This is a genomic window from Crossiella sp. S99.2, from assembly GCF_023094165.1.
Taxonomy (GTDB): Bacteria; Actinomycetota; Actinomycetes; order Mycobacteriales; family Pseudonocardiaceae; genus Crossiella.
The window spans coordinates 852,239-869,336 of sequence record NZ_JALMDK010000001.1; the positions used below are offsets into that span (position 1 = coordinate 852,239).

Annotated in this window: 15 protein-coding genes and 1 tRNA gene; 15 read left to right on the forward strand and 1 reads right to left on the reverse strand. The window is 68.6% G+C overall.

Going from position 1 to position 17,098, the window contains the following annotated elements; genetic code table 11:
• Positions 1-143: 143 nt before the first annotated feature.
• From MZC64_RS04175 to MZC64_RS04210, 8 genes are all read left to right on the forward strand, one after another.
• Positions 144-644, forward strand: coding sequence for a Uma2 family endonuclease (locus MZC64_RS04175; RefSeq protein ID WP_247755714.1), 501 nt, complete (start codon positions 144-146; stop codon positions 642-644).
• A 208-nt stretch (positions 645-852) separates the two neighbouring features.
• Entirely contained in the window at positions 853-2,106 is a 1,254-nt protein-coding gene (locus tag MZC64_RS04180; protein WP_247755715.1) for a lytic murein transglycosylase, read from the forward strand.
• 37 nt (positions 2,107-2,143) lie between these two features.
• Positions 2,144-3,097: a Ppx/GppA phosphatase family protein gene (locus tag MZC64_RS04185; protein WP_247755716.1), complete on the forward strand. Its 954-nt coding sequence runs from the start codon at positions 2,144-2,146 to the stop codon at positions 3,095-3,097.
• Between the two features lie 246 nt (positions 3,098-3,343).
• Complete coding sequence (locus tag MZC64_RS04190; RefSeq protein ID WP_247755717.1) at positions 3,344-4,975, forward strand: ABC transporter substrate-binding protein; 1,632 nt, start codon at positions 3,344-3,346, stop codon at positions 4,973-4,975.
• A 71-nt stretch (positions 4,976-5,046) separates the two neighbouring features.
• A complete protein-coding gene (locus MZC64_RS04195) occupies positions 5,047-5,973 on the forward strand; it encodes an ABC transporter permease (protein ID WP_247797658.1) in 927 nt (308 codons plus the stop codon).
• Complete coding sequence (locus MZC64_RS04200; protein ID WP_247755719.1) at positions 5,966-6,925, forward strand: ABC transporter permease; 960 nt, start codon at positions 5,966-5,968, stop codon at positions 6,923-6,925. Before MZC64_RS04195 ends, MZC64_RS04200 begins: the two co-directional genes overlap by 8 nt.
• A gap of 13 nt (positions 6,926-6,938) precedes the next feature.
• Positions 6,939-7,973 carry an ABC transporter ATP-binding protein gene (locus MZC64_RS04205; protein ID WP_247755720.1) on the forward strand — a complete coding sequence of 345 codons (1,035 nt, stop codon included), beginning with the start codon at positions 6,939-6,941 and terminating at the stop codon, positions 7,971-7,973.
• Positions 7,966-8,985: a dipeptide ABC transporter ATP-binding protein gene (locus MZC64_RS04210; RefSeq protein ID WP_247755721.1), complete on the forward strand. Its 1,020-nt coding sequence runs from the start codon at positions 7,966-7,968 to the stop codon at positions 8,983-8,985. The genes MZC64_RS04205 and MZC64_RS04210 overlap by 8 nt, the downstream gene beginning before the upstream one ends.
• 56 nt (positions 8,986-9,041) lie before the next feature.
• Here the strand turns inward: MZC64_RS04210 and MZC64_RS04215 are convergent, their stop codons facing one another.
• A complete protein-coding gene (locus MZC64_RS04215) occupies positions 9,042-10,550 on the reverse strand; it encodes a S10 family peptidase (protein ID WP_247755722.1) in 1,509 nt (502 codons plus the stop codon).
• Positions 10,551-10,639: 89 nt separating this feature from the next.
• Here MZC64_RS04215 and MZC64_RS04220 point away from each other — a divergent pair, with 89 nt between their 5' ends.
• From MZC64_RS04220 to MZC64_RS04250, 7 genes are all read left to right on the forward strand, one after another.
• Positions 10,640-11,347: a uracil-DNA glycosylase gene (locus MZC64_RS04220; protein WP_247755723.1), complete on the forward strand. Its 708-nt coding sequence runs from the start codon at positions 10,640-10,642 to the stop codon at positions 11,345-11,347.
• Between the two features lie 26 nt (positions 11,348-11,373).
• Complete coding sequence (locus MZC64_RS04225; protein WP_247755724.1) at positions 11,374-12,453, forward strand: hypothetical protein; 1,080 nt, start codon at positions 11,374-11,376, stop codon at positions 12,451-12,453.
• Positions 12,450-13,262 carry a hypothetical protein gene (locus tag MZC64_RS04230; RefSeq protein WP_247755725.1) on the forward strand — a complete coding sequence of 271 codons (813 nt, stop codon included), beginning with the start codon at positions 12,450-12,452 and terminating at the stop codon, positions 13,260-13,262. Before MZC64_RS04225 ends, MZC64_RS04230 begins: the two co-directional genes overlap by 4 nt.
• Positions 13,263-13,290: 28 nt before the next feature.
• On the forward strand, positions 13,291-13,812 hold the full coding sequence (locus MZC64_RS04235; RefSeq protein WP_247755726.1) for an HAD domain-containing protein: 522 nt from the start codon (positions 13,291-13,293) through the stop codon (positions 13,810-13,812).
• Between the two features lie 104 nt (positions 13,813-13,916).
• Positions 13,917-15,242, forward strand: coding sequence for an NAD(P)/FAD-dependent oxidoreductase (locus MZC64_RS04240; protein WP_247755727.1), 1,326 nt, complete (start codon positions 13,917-13,919; stop codon positions 15,240-15,242).
• 305 nt (positions 15,243-15,547) lie between these two features.
• Positions 15,548-16,741: a hypothetical protein gene (locus MZC64_RS04245; protein WP_247755728.1), complete on the forward strand. Its 1,194-nt coding sequence runs from the start codon at positions 15,548-15,550 to the stop codon at positions 16,739-16,741.
• Between the two features lie 122 nt (positions 16,742-16,863).
• Positions 16,864-16,937 (forward strand) — tRNA-Leu (locus tag MZC64_RS04250).
• Positions 16,938-17,098: the final 161 nt, after the last annotated feature.

A 17,098-nucleotide genomic window follows, 5' to 3' on the forward strand; every position in this document is an offset into this window, starting at 1 on the left:
TCGCGTATCTCGTGCTCAGCACCGGGTTCGGCCAGGTCACCGCCTCGCAACGAGGGTGGAATGCCAGCGGAAGGACAGCCACCATGGGTAGTGTCCCCGCGCTTCCTCACAGCAGGCCACTGACGCGGTTTGACCTGGAGGCGATGCCTCATGACGGTCATCGCTACGAGCTCGTGGACGGGGTGCTCACCGTGAGCCCGTCACCCCGTCCACTCCACCAGCGCGCCATCCTGCGACTGATCATGGCGCTGGAACCGCACTGCCCCGAGGAGCTGGAGATCCTGCCTGCCCCGGTGGACGTGGTGCTGGCCGAGGACACCGTGCTGATCCCGGACATCGTGATCGCGCGCACGGTGGACTGGACCGATCGCGGGCTCTTCGGCCCGCCGGTGCTCGCGGTCGAGGTTTTCTCGCCGAGCACCCGGCGATTCGACCTGGAACTCAAGCGGGCGCGTATGCAGGCGGCCGGATGCCCGAACTATTGGGTGGTCGATCCGGACGAACCGGCGTTGCGCTGCTGGCATTTGCGGGATGGCCGCTATGTGGAGGTCGCATTCGCGCGCGGCACCGAGTCGGTCACGCTGAGCGAGCCGTTCATCGTCACCCTCTCGCCTGCCGATCTCGTCTCGTTGCGCCGCCGATAAGCGCGCGTGATGACCCGGTTCAATTCAGTTGGACAGGTTCCGGCCGTGTTACGTGACATTCCTGGTACCGGCTCGTTGTGCTCAGTACGGTGAGAACCGGTGACACGGCTTCGCTGATCAGGCAGGCTTGCGGCGGCCCAGTGCGTGTGGGTATGGGGGAGGCACGGCCGTCGACCGGCCGCGGGATGTGGTGAGGGAGAGGTTGCAGGTGGGTGCTCCGAACGGGCCTGGCTTCGTGGCGGCGACGACACGACAACGGCGCAAGGGTCGGAGACTGCTCGCCGCGGCCACCGTCAGCGCCGCCCTGATCGCCCCCGGCCTGCTCGCCGCGGGCACTGGCGCGCTCGGCATCCTCCCGGTGGCCGACATCACCGGCCTGGATACCCCGCGCCCCGGCAACATCCTGGCCCTGTTGCAGGACAACAACAGCGTCGGCGTGAACGGCGCGCTGCCCAGCGCGGACTCGGTCAGCCCGGAGCTGGTCGCCGCGCTGCGCGACCCCAGCCAGCAGCCCCCGCCGGACCCGTTCGACCCCGGCTCGGCCGTGGAGGGCATCCCCGGCGAGGTGCTCAAGGCCTACCGGCGGGCCGCCGAGATCCTGGCCGGCACCACCCCCGGCTGCCGGCTGCACTGGTCGCTGCTGGCCGGTATCGGCAAGATCGAGTCCAACCACGCCCGCGGCGGCAAGGTCGACATCAACGGCAACGCCAGCCCGCGCATCCTGGGCCCGCAGCTCTCCGGCGGCCCCGGTTTCGCCGCGATCAGGGACACCGACAACGGCGCGCTGGACGGCGACACCCAGTGGGACCGGGCGGTCGGCCCGATGCAGTTCATCCCGAGCACCTGGCGGGGCTACGCCGCCGACGGCAACGCCGACGGCAGGTCCGATCCGAACAACGTCTACGACGCGGCCCTTGGCGCAGGCAACTACCTGTGCTCCGGCGGTCTGGACCTGAGCAACCCGGCCCAGCTGGCCACCGCGGTGTTCCGCTACAACCATTCCAACGTCTACGTGCGCAACGTGCTGACCTGGATGGAGCGCTACGCCAAGGGCGTCACGATCCTGCCGGACGACCCGCTGGTGCCCACCGACCCGAACCTGACCCAGCCGCCGCCGCAGGGCGGGGTCACCCCGCCGCCGCAGAACCCGCCGCCTGGCCCGGGCAATCCCGGCCCGACCAGCTCGAGTTCGAGTTCCAGCTCGAGTTCCAGCTCGTCCTCCTCGGTCTCGCCGACGCCGCCGTCCAGCACCAGCCCGTCGCCGTCGAGCAGCACCAGCCCGTCCACGAGCACCTCGCCGACGCCGACCTGCACCACCCCGCCGCCGTCGAGCACCTCCCCCTCCAGTTCGCCGACGCCGACCAGCAGCTCCGGCCTGCCCGCCTGCGTCACCCCCACGCCCAGCTCCACCAGCAGCACGCCGACGGTGGCCAAGACCAACGCGGCGCAGCCGCCGCAGTAGGGTTGCCGCGGAAGCTTCGCGAGGGTTGGGGTGGGCTGTGCCACGGGTAGGTGCGATCGACTGCGGGACGAACTCGATCCGGCTGCTCGTCGCCGATGTCTCCGAACGCGAGGACGGCAGCCGCTGGCTGCGGGACGTGCACCGGGAGATGCGCATCGTGCGGCTCGGGCAGGGCGTGGACGCCACCGGCGTGCTCGCGCCGGAAGCCTTGGCGCGCACCAGGATCGCGCTGGCCGACTACACCGCCATCTTGCGCCGCAAGGGCGTGGAACGGGTGCGCATGGTGGCCACCTCCGCCACCAGGGACGCGGCCAATCGGGACGACTTTTTCGGCATGGTCCGTGAAACGCTCGGAGTCGACGCCGAAGTCATCACCGGGGACGAGGAGGCGACACTCTCCTTCACCGGCGCTGTGGGCGATCTGGAGCCCGAGGAAGGGCCCTTTGTGGTCGTCGACCTCGGCGGTGGTTCCACCGAGGTCGTGCTGGGCGATTGGGACGGCGTGCGGGCCAAGGTCACCGCGGCCCGGTCGGTGGACATCGGCTGCGTTCGACTGACCGAGCGCTGCCTGCCGGACGACCCGCCCACCCCGGCCCAGCGTGCCGAGGCCGAGCGGGTCATCGCCGAGTCACTGGCCGAGGCATTCGCCGCGGTGGACGTCAGCAGCGCGCGCACCTGGATCGGTCTGGCGGGCACGATGACCACCCTCTCCGGCATCGCCAAGGGCCTGCCCAGCTACGACTCCGAGGCCATCCATCTGTCAAGACTCCAGATGGGCGAGCTGCACGAGACGATCGAACTTCTGCTCACCCTCTCGCGCGCGGATCGGGCCGCCCTGCCGGTCATGCACCCGGGCCGGGTCGACGTCATCGGTGGCGGTGCGTTAGTGGTGGCCAAGATCGCCCAAGAACTGCGCGAACGGGCTGGAATCACCGAGCTGGTCGTCAGCGAGCACGACATTCTCGACGGCATCGCGTTGTCGACCGTTTGAACGACACTCCGTCAATCGATTGACGGACATCTTTCCGTGAAGAATCCGGTCACGTTGCGTAGTTGTAACTTGTTATTCAGTTGACAAAATTGACGATCGTGACCGCTTTGTGACCGTACTCCGGTGTAGTTCGTTGGGTTGAGCCGATTACGGTCCCTCTCACGGTTCGGGAAGGGTTCCCGTGGCCGTTTGGGTGGCGCTCACGAACTTCATCGTGAGACGCGCCGTGTAGGTGGGAGGACGTACATGCGGAAGGGACGCGCGCTGTCCTTGATCGCGCTGCCGATCGCGGCTTCGCTGGTCTTGACGGCCTGTGGCGGCGGTGGCGGGAGCCAGTCGGGCGGCAACGAGAACACCGAGGTGAGCATCTTCGGCACTGAGCCGGAGAACCCCTTGGTGCCCGGCAACACCACTGAGACCGGTGGCGGCAAGGTGGTGCAGGCGATCTTCACCGGTCTGGTGAAGTACTCGAACTCGTTCGAGGTCAAGAACGCGATGGCCGAGTCGATCGAGCTGACCAAGCCCGACCAGTACACGATCAAGCTCAAGCAGGGCTGGAAGTTCCACGACGGCACCGATGTCAAGGCGAAGAACTTCATCGACGCCTGGAACTACACCGCCTACTCGCCCAACGGGCAGCAGTCGGCCAGCTTCTTCGAGCAGATCAAGGGCTTCCGCGACGTCAACACCGTCGACCCGGATGGCGCCAACGGTCCGCAGAAGGCTCCTGAGCCCAAGGCCAAGGAGATGTCCGGCCTCAAGGCCGTCGACGACTACACCATCCAGGTGGACTTCACCGAGCCGCACGTGATCTTCAAGGTCAAGCTCGGCTACTCGGCCTACATGCCGCTGCCCGACGCCTTCTTCAAGGACCCGAAGGGCTTCGAGGCCAAGCCGATCGGCAACGGCCCGTTCAAGTTCATCTCCCGCACGCCCAAGCAGGACATCAAGCTTGAGCGTTACGAGGAGTACAAGGGCGACGACAAGCCGAAGATCAAGAAGGTCAAGGTCGCCATCTACACCGGCACCGAGGCCGCCTACGCCGCGGTGAAGGGGAACCAGCTCGACTTCCTCGACACCATCCCGCCGTCGGGCCTGGCAGGCAACCTCTGGAAGACCGACCTGAAGGGCCGCTCCCAGTCCTTCCAGGGTCTGTCCGTCCAGATCCTGAACTTCCCGCTGTACGACAAGAAGTACCAGAACGCGGACTTCCGCAAGGCGATCTCCATGGCGATCAACCGCAAGGAGATCACCGAGAAGATCTTCGAGGGCTCCCGTAAGCCCACCGACGGCTACGCGGTCGACGGTGTGACCGGCTGGTCCCCCGGCGGTTGTGGCGAGCTGTGCACCTACAACCCGACCGAGGCCAAGAAGCTGTTCGACAAGAGCGGCTTCACCGGCAAGCTGGAGATCACCTCCAACGCCGACGGCGGGCACAAGGAGTGGATCGAGGCCGCCTGTGGCCAGATCAAGAACGCACTGGGCCTGGAGTGCAACTTCGCGCCGGTCGCCACCTTCGGCGAGATCCGGAAGAAGATCAACGCGCACGAGATGACCCAGGTCTACCGCGGTGGCTGGCTGGCCGACTACCCGTCGGTGGAGAACTTCCTCAACCCGCTGTACCGCACCGGTGGCTCCTCCAACGACGGTGGCTACTCCAGCCCGGCCGTTGACGCGAAGCTGGCCGAGGCGGACCGCGCCGGCACCGAGGCGGAGAGCTACAAGCTTTACCACGAGGCCGAGAAGCTGATCGCCAACGACATGCCCGCCATCCCGCTGTGGAGCACTCCCAGCCAGGCCGGCTGGTCGAACCGGCTGAAGAACGCGACCATGAGCGCGTACCGCGAACTCGACCTGTCCACGGTCGAGGTTGCCTGATCATTAGCAACGAGGGGCTGGCCCACAACGTCGTGGGCCAGCCCCTGTCGCGGTAGAAGGAGTTCGCTTCCATGGGCCGCTATGTCATTCGGCGCCTGCTACAACTCATTCCCGTCTTCCTCGGCACCACGTTCCTGATCTACGTGCTGGTCTGGACACTCCCGGGTGATCCCTTCGCCAGCATGTGCGGTGAGCGTCGGTGCCCAGACGCGTTCGTCGCGGTGATGACGGAGAAGTTCAACCTCAACGACAACATCCTCATCCAGTACTTCAAGTACCTCGGCGGCCTGCTCCAAGGCGACTTCGGGGAGACCTTCAACGGCACCTCGGTCGGCGAGCTGATCTCGCTGCGGTATCCGGTCTCGGTCAAGCTCGCGCTGGTCGCGGTGCTGATCGAAGCCGTCATCGGCGTCATCGCCGGTGTGCTGACCGGTCTGCGCGGCCGGGGCTTCCTGGACAACCTGGTCCTGGTCTCCACCCTGTTCCTGATCTCCCTGCCCACCTTCGTCACCGGCTTCGTGCTGCAGCAGGTGCTCGGGTTCCAACTGGAGATAATCCCGACGGTGGTGTCGGACGATCCGACGTTCGTCGAGCTACTGGTGCCGGGCTTCGTGCTCGGCAGTCTCTCGATGGCGTACGTGACCAGACTGACCCGCACCTCCATCGCGGAGAACAAGCGCGCCGACTACGTCCGCACCGCGGTGGCCAAGGGCCTGCCGCAGAGCCGGGTGGTCGGGGTGCACCTGCTCCGCAACTCGGTGATCCCGGTGATCACCTTCCTCGGCACCGACCTGGGTTCGCTGATGGGCGGCGCCATCGTCACCGAGGGCATCTTCGGCATCCGCGGGATCGGCGGTCTGGTCTACGAGTCGATTCTCCAGAAGGAGGGCATCACCGTCACCGGTGTCGTCGTGCTCCTGGTGATCGTCTTCCTGATCGTCAACCTGTTCGTCGACCTGCTCTACGCCGTGCTGGACCCGAGGATCCGTTATGACTGACCCGTCTGCTGCCGCCGCCGGCTCCACCATCGAAGCGCACCAGATGGTGTCGGACGCCGAGCACGCTTCCACCACACAGGACAAGCCCCGCAGTCTCTGGTCTGACGCGTGGGGAGACCTGCGCCGCAGGCCCTTGTTCATCATCTCGGCCACGGTGATCCTGTTCTTGCTCATCGTGGCCGCCTTCCCCTGGCTGTTCACCTCGGTGGACCCGGACGCGGGCGATCTCCAGCGCTCCAGGGTCGCGCCCTCGGCGCAAGCCTGGTTCGGCTACGACACCCAGGGCAAGGACATTTTCGCCAGGGTCGTCTACGGCACCCGGTGGTCGATCCTGGTCGGCGTGATGTCCACCCTGGTCACCGTGCTCATCGGCGGGATCATGGGCTTGCTCAGCGGCTTCTTCGGCGGCTGGGTGGACGCGATCCTGTCCCGGGTGGCCGATGTCTTCTTCGGCCTGCCGTTCGTGCTCGGCGCGATCGTGATCCTCTCCGCCTTCCTCTCCGGCGGTGGTTCGCCCGGCGCGTTCACCATCGTCAGCCTGGTGGTGCTCTCCATCGCGCTGCTGTCCTGGCCGGTGGCCATGCGGATCATGAGATCGGCCGCGATCACGGTGAAGCAGCAGGACTTCGTGAAGGCCGCGCGTGCCCTCGGGGCCAGCAACAGCCGGATCATCGTCAAGCACCTGCTGCCGAACTGCCTGGCGCCCGTGCTGGTCTACGGCACCATCGCGCTGGGCGCGTTCATCGGCGCCGAGGCCACGCTGTCGTTCCTGGGCCTCGGCCTGCGGGCGCCCGCGGTGTCCTGGGGCGTGATGATCGCGGACGCGCGGGACTACATCCGGATCGCGCCGCACCTGCTGTACTTCCCCGCCGGTTTCCTGGTGATCACCGTGCTCGCCTTCGTGATGCTGGGCGACGCGGTCCGGGAAGCACTCGACCCCAAGCTTCGTTAGGAGGCAGTTCACAGTGTCGCAGAACGAGTCCACTGTGGACCCGATCGCCGGCCGCACGGCCGACGGCGAACCCCTGCTGGTGGTCGAGGACCTGCACGTGGAGTTCCGCACCAGGGACGGCGTGGCCAAGGTCCTCAACGGCGTCAGCTATCAGCTCGACGCCGGTGAGACCCTCGCCGTGCTCGGCGAGTCCGGGTCCGGCAAGTCCGTCACCGCCCAGACCATCATGGGCATCCTGGACATCCCGCCGGGTCACATCTCCCAGGGGTCCATCCGCTACCACGGCGAGGACCTGCTCACGGCCAGCGACGAACGTCGTCGCGAGGTCAGGGGCAGCGGGATCGCGATGATCTTCCAGGACGCGCTCTCCGCGCTGAACCCGGTCTTCACCGTCGGGTTCCAGATCGAAGAGCAGCTCCGGGTGCGCAACGGGATGAGCAAGAAGGACGCCCGCAAGCGCGCGATCGAGCTGCTGGACCTGGTCAAGATCCCCAACCCCCAGGGCCGGGTCAAGCAGTACCCGCACGAGTTCTCCGGCGGTATGCGGCAGCGCGCGATGATCGCGATGTCGCTGGCGCTGGACCCCGAGGTGCTGATCGCGGACGAGCCGACCACCGCGCTGGACGTCACCGTGCAGGCCCAGATCATGGACCTGCTGCACGAGATCCAGCGCGAGCGGAACATGGGCATGATCCTGATCACCCACGACCTGGGCGTGGTCGCCGAGGTCGCGGACCGGATCGCGGTCATGTACGCGGGCCGGATCGTGGAGAAGGCGGACGCCTCCTCGCTGTACAAGCAGCCGGGGCACCCGTACACGCTGGCCCTGCTCGACTCGCTGCCCCGGCTGGACCAGAAGGGCACCGCGCTCAACACCATCAAGGGACTGCCGCCGAACCTGATGCGGGTGCCCCCTGGCTGCCCGTTCCACCCGCGCTGCCCGCGGGCGCAGGACATCTGTTCGCAGTCGGTCCCGGTGCAGGTCCCGCTCGGTCTCGGCCGGGTCAGCGCCTGCCACTTCGCGGAGGAGGTGGTCAGCGGTGGCTGACACCGACCACGTGCTTGAGGTCCGGGACCTGGTCAAGCACTTCCCGGTCACCCAGGGCATCCTGTTCAAGAAGACCATCGGCCAGGTCAAGGCGGTGGACGGGGTCTCCTTCGACCTCCGCCGCGGCGAGACGCTGGGCATCGTGGGCGAGTCCGGCTGTGGCAAGTCCACGCTGGCCCAGGTGCTGATGCGGCTGGAGAAGCCGACCAGCGGGTCGGCCAGCTTCAACGGCCGGGACATCTTCAAGATGCAGGGCGGCGAGCTGCGCAAGCTGCGCCGGAACATCCAGATCGTGTTGCAGGACCCGTACACCTCGCTGAACCCGAGGATGACGGTCGGCGACATCGTGGGCGAGCCCTACGAGATCCACCCCGAGGTCGCCCCCAAGGGCGAGCGGCGGAAGAAGGTGCAGGACCTGCTGGACGTGGTCGGGCTCAACCCCGAGCACATCCACCGGTACCCGCACCAGTTCTCCGGCGGCCAGCGGCAGCGCATCGGCATCGCCCGCGCGCTCGCCCTGCGCCCCGAGGTGATCATCTGCGATGAGCCGGTGTCCGCGCTGGACGTCTCCATCCAGGCGCAGGTGATGAACCTGCTGGGTGACCTGCAGACGGAGTTCGGGCTCTCCTACGTGTTCATCGCGCACGACCTGTCCGTGGTGCGGCATCTCTCCGACCGGGTCGGCGTGATGTACCTCGGCAAGATGGTCGAGCTGGGCACCGAGGAGCAGATCTACGAGCACCCGACGCACCCGTACACCCAGGCGCTGCTCTCCGCGGTGCCGGTGCCGGACCCGTCGCTGCGCGGCCGCCGCGAGGTCATCCGCCTCACCGGCGACGTGCCCAGCCCGGTGAACCCGCCTTCGGGCTGCCGGTTCCGCACGCGCTGCTGGAAGGCGCAGGACATCTGCGCCGAGGAAGCGCCACTGCTGGAGATCCGGCTGCCCGAGCCGGGCGCGGCGCACCCGAGTGCCTGCCACTTCGCGGAGGAGAAGCCGCACGTGGTGGTGTGATCGTCTGATGTGGACAGTGGCGGGGCACGGGGATTTCCGTGCCCCGCCACTGTTTTTCAGTCCCTCGGCACCGAGTCGCGGATGAACTGGGCCAGGTCGGCGGACTGCTGGACCCGGCTCGGCTCGTGCACGTACATCATGTGCCCCGCCGGGTAGTAGCGGGTCTCGATGTTGGCGGCCAGCTCGTCCGGCACGGCCAGGTGGGCCAGCACGTGCTCGGAGGCGAAGTAGGGCGTGGCCCCGTCGTGGTAACCGCAGGCCACGTGCACCTTGAGGTGGTGGTTGGCCCGCATCGCCTCGGCCAGCCGCCCGGCCGCGTTCACGTGCGCGCCCTCGAACTCCTTGTAGGACCAGGGATGCACGTTGCCGGTGAGGATCTCGTAGGGCAGATCGTTGGCGTAGCCCAGTTCGGCCCGCACGTACTGGTTGAGCGCGGCCGAGTACGGGCCCAGGATGGCCGAGTAGGACGGGTCCTCGGCGAAGTGCTCGGCGCCGGAATCCGCGTCGTGGCCGGAGAACCGGCCGTCCAGCCGGCCGGCCACCCGGCGTTCCGGGCGCAGCAGTTCGGCGAAGAAACGCAGGTGCTCGATGCGCAGCCGCACCCGGTCCACGTAGTCCTCGGTGAGCCCGGTCAGCCGGGCCAGCCTGGCCACCGCGGTGGCCCGTTCCGCGGCGGTGAGCCGGTTCCCGCGGGCCAGCGCCCACGGGTAGTCCCGTTCGGCGTACTCCTCGGCCTCGGCGAGCACCTCGGCCAGCGGCCGGTCGCCGTGCCGGCCGTGGTGGTGCGCGATGGCCGCGTAGGTGGGCAGGAACAGCGGGTAGGGCAGGTCGTTGTCCTCGGTGAACCGGATGGTGCCCATGTCCAGCACCGCGGAGATCAGCATCAGCCCGTTGAGGTACATCCCGTGCCGGGACTGCAGGTGCTGGGCCAGCCCGGCCGCGCGCAGCGTGCCGTAGGACTCACCGGCCAGGAACTTCGGCGAACCCCAGCGCCCGTTGCGCGAGGTCCACAGCCGGATCATCTCGCCGACGGACTCCAGATCCCCGGTGTAGCCGTGGTAATCCCCGGGCTTCTCGCCCTGCACCGCCCGCGAGTACCCGGTGGAGACCGGGTCGATGAAGACCAGATCACTGTGCGCCAGCAGGGTTTCCGGGTTGTCGGCCAGCCGGTAGGGCGGCGGCGCCAGCGCGCCCGCGTCGCCGGTGAGCACCCGGCGCGGACCGAGCAGGCCCAGGTGCAGCCACACGCTGGAGGAGCCGGGCCCGCCGTTGAAGGCGAAGGTCACCGGCCGGGTGGCCGGATCGGCCTCGTCCAGGGTGTAGGCGGTCACGAAGACCTCGGCCTTGGCCGTGTGCCCGCTGAACGTGCCGTCGGTGTGCACCTCCTGGCGGAGGACTATCCGGCCGGTGGTGGCCGTGTAGGAGAGGGTCCGCTCACCGGTGGAAAGCTCGTGGTGCGTGGTGACCAGGTCGTCGACCGGCTCCGGCCGTGGGACGACCGCCCCGTCGCGCTCCCCGGTTCCCCGCGCCGACTCGCCGTCGACCGGCGTGTCCGTGACTGCCATGTGCGCACCCTAGACGGCGATTACCGCACAGAAGGCACAACCCGACAACTGTGTTCAACACTTGGATAACACCGCCCCCAGGAGCCGCCGTGCCCACCCTGACCGACCTTGACCACGAGGTCATCCACTGCCGCCGCTGCCCGCGCCTGGTCGCCTGGCGGGAGGAGGTGGCCACGGTCAAACGCGCCGCCTTCCGCGATCAGACCTACTGGGCCCGCCCGGTCCCCGGCTTCGGCCCACCGGACGCGGCGATCTCCCTGGTCGGCCTGGCCCCCGCCGCGCACGGCGCCAACCGCACCGGCCGGATGTTCACCGGCGACCCCTCCGGCGACTTCCTCTACCAGGCCCTGCACGCCACCGGCCTGTCCTCCAGCCCGATCTCGCGCGCCCACGACGACGGCCTGGAACTGCACGGCCTCCGGATGACCGCCCCGGTCCGCTGCGCCCCACCGGAGAACAAACCCACCCCCACCGAACGCGACAACTGCCGCCCCTGGCTGACCACCGAACTCACTCTGCTCCGCCCCACCCTGCGCGCCGTGGTGGTGCTGGGCGCCTTCGGCTGGCAGGCCCTGCTCCCGGTGCTGGCCAGCGCGGGCTGGCGGATCCCGAGGCCCCGCCCCAAGTTCGGCCACGGCGTGCAGGTGGACCTGGCCGGCCCGGGCGACACGGTGCTGCACCTGCTGGGCTGCTATCACGTCTCCCCGCACAACACCTACACCGGCCGCCTGACCCAGGCGATGCTGCGAGAGGTGCTGACCAGGGCGAAATCCCTGGCCGGACTGAGTTGCCCCTAGCTGTTCCGCGTTCTAACCTGTTCCACGTGACGCGGAACAGCGCAGAACGCGGAACAGTGCCGCCGCACCAGTTTGCGGAGGCACTGGTCAGCGTGCTGCGCGCGACCCTGCCCAACTCCTGGCTCGTCACGACCGAGCCGGACTCCCGCCACGACTTCACGGTTCGTGGCCTCGCGCCGGACGGGACAACCGCCGTGTTCGCGGTGCAGGTGAAGAACCGGATCGAGCCCAGGGACGTGTCCCGGATCGCCGCGGCTGCTCGGGACCGTCGCTCGGGCGCCCTCGTCATGGCAAGTCCCTTCGTCTCGCCCATGACGCGGCGACGGCTGGCCGAGGAAGGGATCGGCTGGTTCGACCTCATGGGCAACCTCCGGCTCATGATCGATCGGCCGAGTGTGTTCATCGACCGCCAGGGAGCCGACAGGGGACCGGAACGAGACCCGGCCGACCGCAGACTGAAGTCCCTCCGCGGCGCCGGATCGGCCAGGGTCGTGCTCGACCTCTGCGCGGAGGCACTGCCGATCGGTGTGCGCGAGCTGGCCGAACGAGCCGAGGTGGGACCAGCGACCAGTGCGCGGGTGCTGGAGTTGCTCGCCAGGGAGGCGGTGCTCGACCGGGGGGCACAGGGCCAGGTCACCGCCGTGCGGAAACAGGCACTGATCCGTCGCTGGATCCAGGACTACGGCCTGACCCGCTCGAACGCGCTGTCCGCGGTGATTGATCCACGCGGCATTGGCAATGTGCTGGACAAGCTCCGCGAAAGTCGGCAACGGTACGTGATCACGGGCTCGGCGGCGGCGCACGCCTATCTCCCATCGGGTGTTGTTCCGGTGGCCCCGCTCATGACCCTGGTGGTCTATGCCGAGAACCCAGCGGTGTTGATGCGCGCCGCCAGCCTGCGAGAAACGAGCCGGGGAGCCAACATGCTGCTCGGCAGTCCCTTCGACGACCTCGTGTACGCCAGGTCCCGCACCGTCGACGGCCTGGCCTACGCCGACCCGGCGCAGGTCGTCGCCGACCTGCTCACCGGCCCGGGACGGGCGCCGGAGGAGGCGGAACAATTGCTGGCGACCCTTGCCGCCGAGGACGCGAGCTGGGCCGCGTGATCGCCCCGGAGTACGTCGCCGCCAGGGCGGTCCTCCTGGACGCGCTGGCGGCGTTGCGGGACCACCTGCCCGCGATCGTCCTGGTCGGCGCGCAGGCGGTGTACCTGCACACCGGGGCAGCCGACCTGGTCACCGCCCCGATGACCACCGACGCCGACATCGCCCTCGCCCCTGGCAGTCTTCGGGATGAGCCGAAACTGGAGGACGCGTTGCGTGCGGCCGGGTTTGTGGCCGGCGCCAACCCGGGCAGCTGGCGCGGGCGTGGCGATGTGGCCATCGACCTCATGGTCCCGGAGGCACTCAGCGGTGCCCCCAGTCGTCGACGGGCGCATATCCCCGGCCACGGCAGCAACGCGGCCCGTCGCACCCACGGCCTGGAACCAGCGCTGGTGGACAACGAGATCCACGAGCTGAGCGCGCTGGATCCGGCTGATCCGCGGCAGTGCCGGCTCAGCGTCGCCGGTCCGGTCGCTTTGCTGGTGGCCAAGATCATCAAGATCGACGAGCGCCGTGCGCAACCGCCGCACCGGCAGAAGGCGAAGGACGGGCTGGATGTGCTCCGGTTGCTCCGGGTGCTCGACCCGGCCGAGACCGCTGGTCGCCTGCGTGAACTGGAGGCTGATGGGCTGGCCGGACCTGTCATTCGCAGTGCGATCACGGCGCTGCGGCAGCACGGCGCCGACCGGGACGGTCCGATCGCGACCCTGGCCGCCACCGCGGTCGTCGGCCTGGATGACGAGGAGGTGACCCGGGAGTCCACGGCGATCCTGATCGAGGACCTCCTCGGGCAGTACGCACTCGCACCATGACCGCGCCCGTCCTGCCATGCTGGCCAGCATGCGGCCGCTGGTGCTCCTCGACGTCGACGGCCCGCTCAACCCCTTTGCCGCCAAGCCGGACGCCCTCCCAGAGGGCTACCGCGAACACCGCCTCCGCCTCTCCCGCTGGCGCCGCAAACCCCAGCTCCGCCTCTGGCTCAACCCCGCCCACGGCCCGCGCCTGACCGCACTGGCCGAACGCGCGGGCGCCGACCTGGTCTGGGCGACCACCTGGGAACACCGGGCCAACAGCCAGCTCGCCCCGCTGCTCGGCCTGCCCGAGTTGCCGGTGATCTACTTCGGTGAGCCGGTGCTCGACTCGGTCTGGAAGTACCCGGCCGTCGCCCGGTACGCGCACGGCCGGACCCTGCTCTGGTTCGACGACGACTTCGACCTCTACCCCCTGGCCAGGGACGAGTTCCTGGCCGGTCGCGGGGACACCCCGACCGAGCTGGTCCGGGTCAATCCGCGGACCGGGCTGGGGGAGTCCGACTTCGACCACGCCGAGTCCTGGCTGGCGGGGGTGCGGGGGCCGGGCTGAGGCCCGCAGGCGTGGCGGAGAACACGGCCCAAAACGCCGCACTGCGGCGCAGAACACCCCGGTTCCGGTAAGCGGTCATACCTGGTGGGTGCGACGATTCAGGTATGGCTGCTGTGAAGTCGCAACCGACCCGGATCCTGGTCGTCGGTGGGGGCTACGTCGGTATGTACACGGCCTTGAAGCTCCAGGCCAAGCTGCGCGCGAGTGAGGCGTCCGTGACGGTCGTCGACCCGCAGCCGCACATGACGTACCAGCCGTTCCTCCCCGAGGCCGCCGCCGGCTCGATCGAGCCCAGGCACGTCGTCGTGCCGCTGCGCCGGGTCCTGAAACGCTGTCACGTGCTCACCGGGCGCGTGACCGAGATCAACCACGCCGACAAGCGAGCCACTGTCGCCTCGCCGACCGGCGACCAGGAGTCCGTGGCCTACGACGTGCTCGTCGTGGCCCTGGGCTCGGTCGCCCGAACCCTCCCGATCCCCGGTCTCGCCGAACGCGGCATCTCGTTCAAGACCGTGGGCGAGGCGATCTACCTGCGCAACCACGTGCTGTCCCGGATGGACCTGGCCTCCACCACCGATGACCCCGAGCTGCGCAAGAAGCTGCTGACCTTCGTGGTCATCGGCGGCGGCTACGCAGGCATCGAGGCGCTGGCCGAGCTGGAGGACATGGCCCGGTACGCCACCCGCTACTACCGCAACATCAAGCCCGAGGACATGAACTGGGTCCTGGTGGAGGCGGCTGGGCGAGTGATGCCCGAGGTCAGCCCGAAGATGGGTGTCTACACCGTGGAGACCCTGGAGGAGCGTGGCATCAAGTGCTTCCTGGACACCAGGGTCGAGTCCATGGTGGACGGGCACGTGGTGCTCAGCGACGGCACCGAGTTCGACGCCGAGACCATCGTGTGGACCGCCGGGGTGAAGGCCAACCCGGTGCTGGAGCAGACCGACCTGCCGCGGGACGCCCGCGGCCGGGTGCGCTGCACGGCCAGCCTGCAGGTCGAGGGCATGCCGGACGCCTGGGCCGCCGGGGACAACGCCGCGGTGCCGGACCTGTCCCGCACCGAGGAGGACCCCAACGCCACCTGCAGCCCCTCGGCGCAGCACGCGGTGCGCCAGGCCATGCAGCTCTCGGCCAACATCCTGGCCTCGCTGCGCGGCAAGCCGCTCAAGCCCTACCGGCACAAGTACGCGGGTTCGGTGGCCAGCCTGGGCCTGTACAAGGGCGTCGCGGATGTCATGGGGATCAAGCTCAAGGGCTTCCCGGCCTGGTTCCTGCACCGCACGTACCACGTGAGCCGGATGCCCACGTTCAACCGGAAGTTCCGCGTCGTGATCGACTGGACCCTTGCGCTAGTCTTCCGGCGCGAGGTGGTGTCACTCGGTCAGATCAATGATCCCAAGGCCGAGTTCGCCCGCGCCACAGCGAGTTGAGCAACCGAGGGTCAAAATTCCATACTTCGGGCGTACGGGTTACTCCGTCTGGAGTTCCTCGACACAGCGACGTACGGAATGTAACTTGAGGTTGTCTTGACATTCTGTGAGTTGGAACTTGAGACTACGCCCGGTGCCGCACCTGAACGTGTGAAGCATCACACCGAAGAGAGGTGACCGCCATGTCGATCGAGGAGCTGGCCGCCCTGGTACGCGAGGGGAAGGCCAAGGACAGCGCGCTCGCCGACTACGCCGCGGAGTACGCCAAGGCGCGGAAGGTCTTCCGCAAGAAGGACGACTGACACGTGACCGCCGCCGGACGGGGGCAGGAGGCCGCACCAAGGCCACCTGGTCCGCCTGCCGCCACCGAGGTGATCGACCCCGAGTCGACGCCCACCGAGGTGGCGCCTGCCGCCGTCCCGCTCCCGGCCAGTCCGTCCAGGACCACCCCGCTGCTGCTGCAGGGTCAGGACTACTACTACCGCTCGCCCAGCACCTGCCTGGACTTCCAGGAGCGGGTGCACGAGATGGGCCTGGTCGAAGAGGACGGCGGCGATCCGCTGCCCTGCGTGCTGGTGCTGGCCAGGGCCGCGGACATGGAGATGAACGAACTCTCCCTGGCGCTGGCCGAACGCGGCATCCGGATGGTCCGCATCGACGCCGACCGCTGCCTCAACCTGCCGCTGACCATCTACACCGACGCCCCGCTGGTCGAGCTGGACCTGCGGCTGCTGCGGCCGATCCTGGTCTGGCGGCGGCATTTCGACATCTCCGCGGTCCCGGTCGACCAGCGCACCATCAGCGGCGCCTACGCCGCCGACCAGTGGCGATCGGTGATCAACTGGCTGGCCCAGCGCACCGACTGGGAGCACGTCAACCCGACACGGGCCACCTGCCAGCTGGACCGGCTCACCCAGCTCACCGACGCCGCCGCGTTCGGCCTGAAGGTGCCGCGCACCGCGGTGACCACCCAGCCCGGCCGCACCCGGCCCGGCGGCGGCCGCTGCATCGTCAAGACCGCGGGCCAGCACCTGCTGGAGCCCCGGCCGGGCGCGCTGCACGGGCTGTTCCCGCGCCCGCTGGACACCAGCCGGGCCAGTGACAGCCCCGAGTCCGCGCCGGTGATCGTGCAGCAGTTCCTCAACGCCGACGGCGAGCTGCGGGTATTCGTCGTGGACGACAAGCTGATCAGCTACTGGGTGGAGAAGCTGGACCCGGCGCAGCTGTGGGTCGACCCGGACGCGGTCAAGGTGACCAGGGCCGAGATCCCGGACGAGCTGGCCGCGAAACTGCTCGCGCTGGCCCGGCACTGGAACGTCCAGGTCGCCGCGTTCGACCTACTGCGGGTGGACGACGACCACGTCTTCCTGGAGATCAACGTGAGCTGCGACTGGCGCTGGTTCGAACACCGCGCCGGCAGCACCGAGGTCTCCGACGCGGTGCACGACTGGGTGGCGGGCCGCTTCGCCCAGCTACTCGACGCCCGTGCCGGGCTATAGGCCGCACGGGCCCCGCGAGCTGCGCTTTCGTGCGGCCGGTCGGGCCACGTGTGTTCGGCCGCACGGGCGAGTTGTCGCGATTGAGACCCGAAAGCGACCTTCCACGGCTTAGGCTGCCCGCTGCCCCCGTAGCCCAATCGGTAGAGGCAGGCCCCTTAAAAGGGTCCGAGTGACGGTTCGAATCCGTCCGGGGGCACTCAACAGCGGTGCCGTCCGCCCAGGTCAGCACGATTCCGTTCGGCTGACACCTAGGCGAACGGCGCCGCTTCTGTCTTTCCTGATAACCATTACCAACTGTAGTTGATCATCAGGCGGGGTGATCGCCCGGTCATCCGAAAGAGAACCGTCATGGTTGTC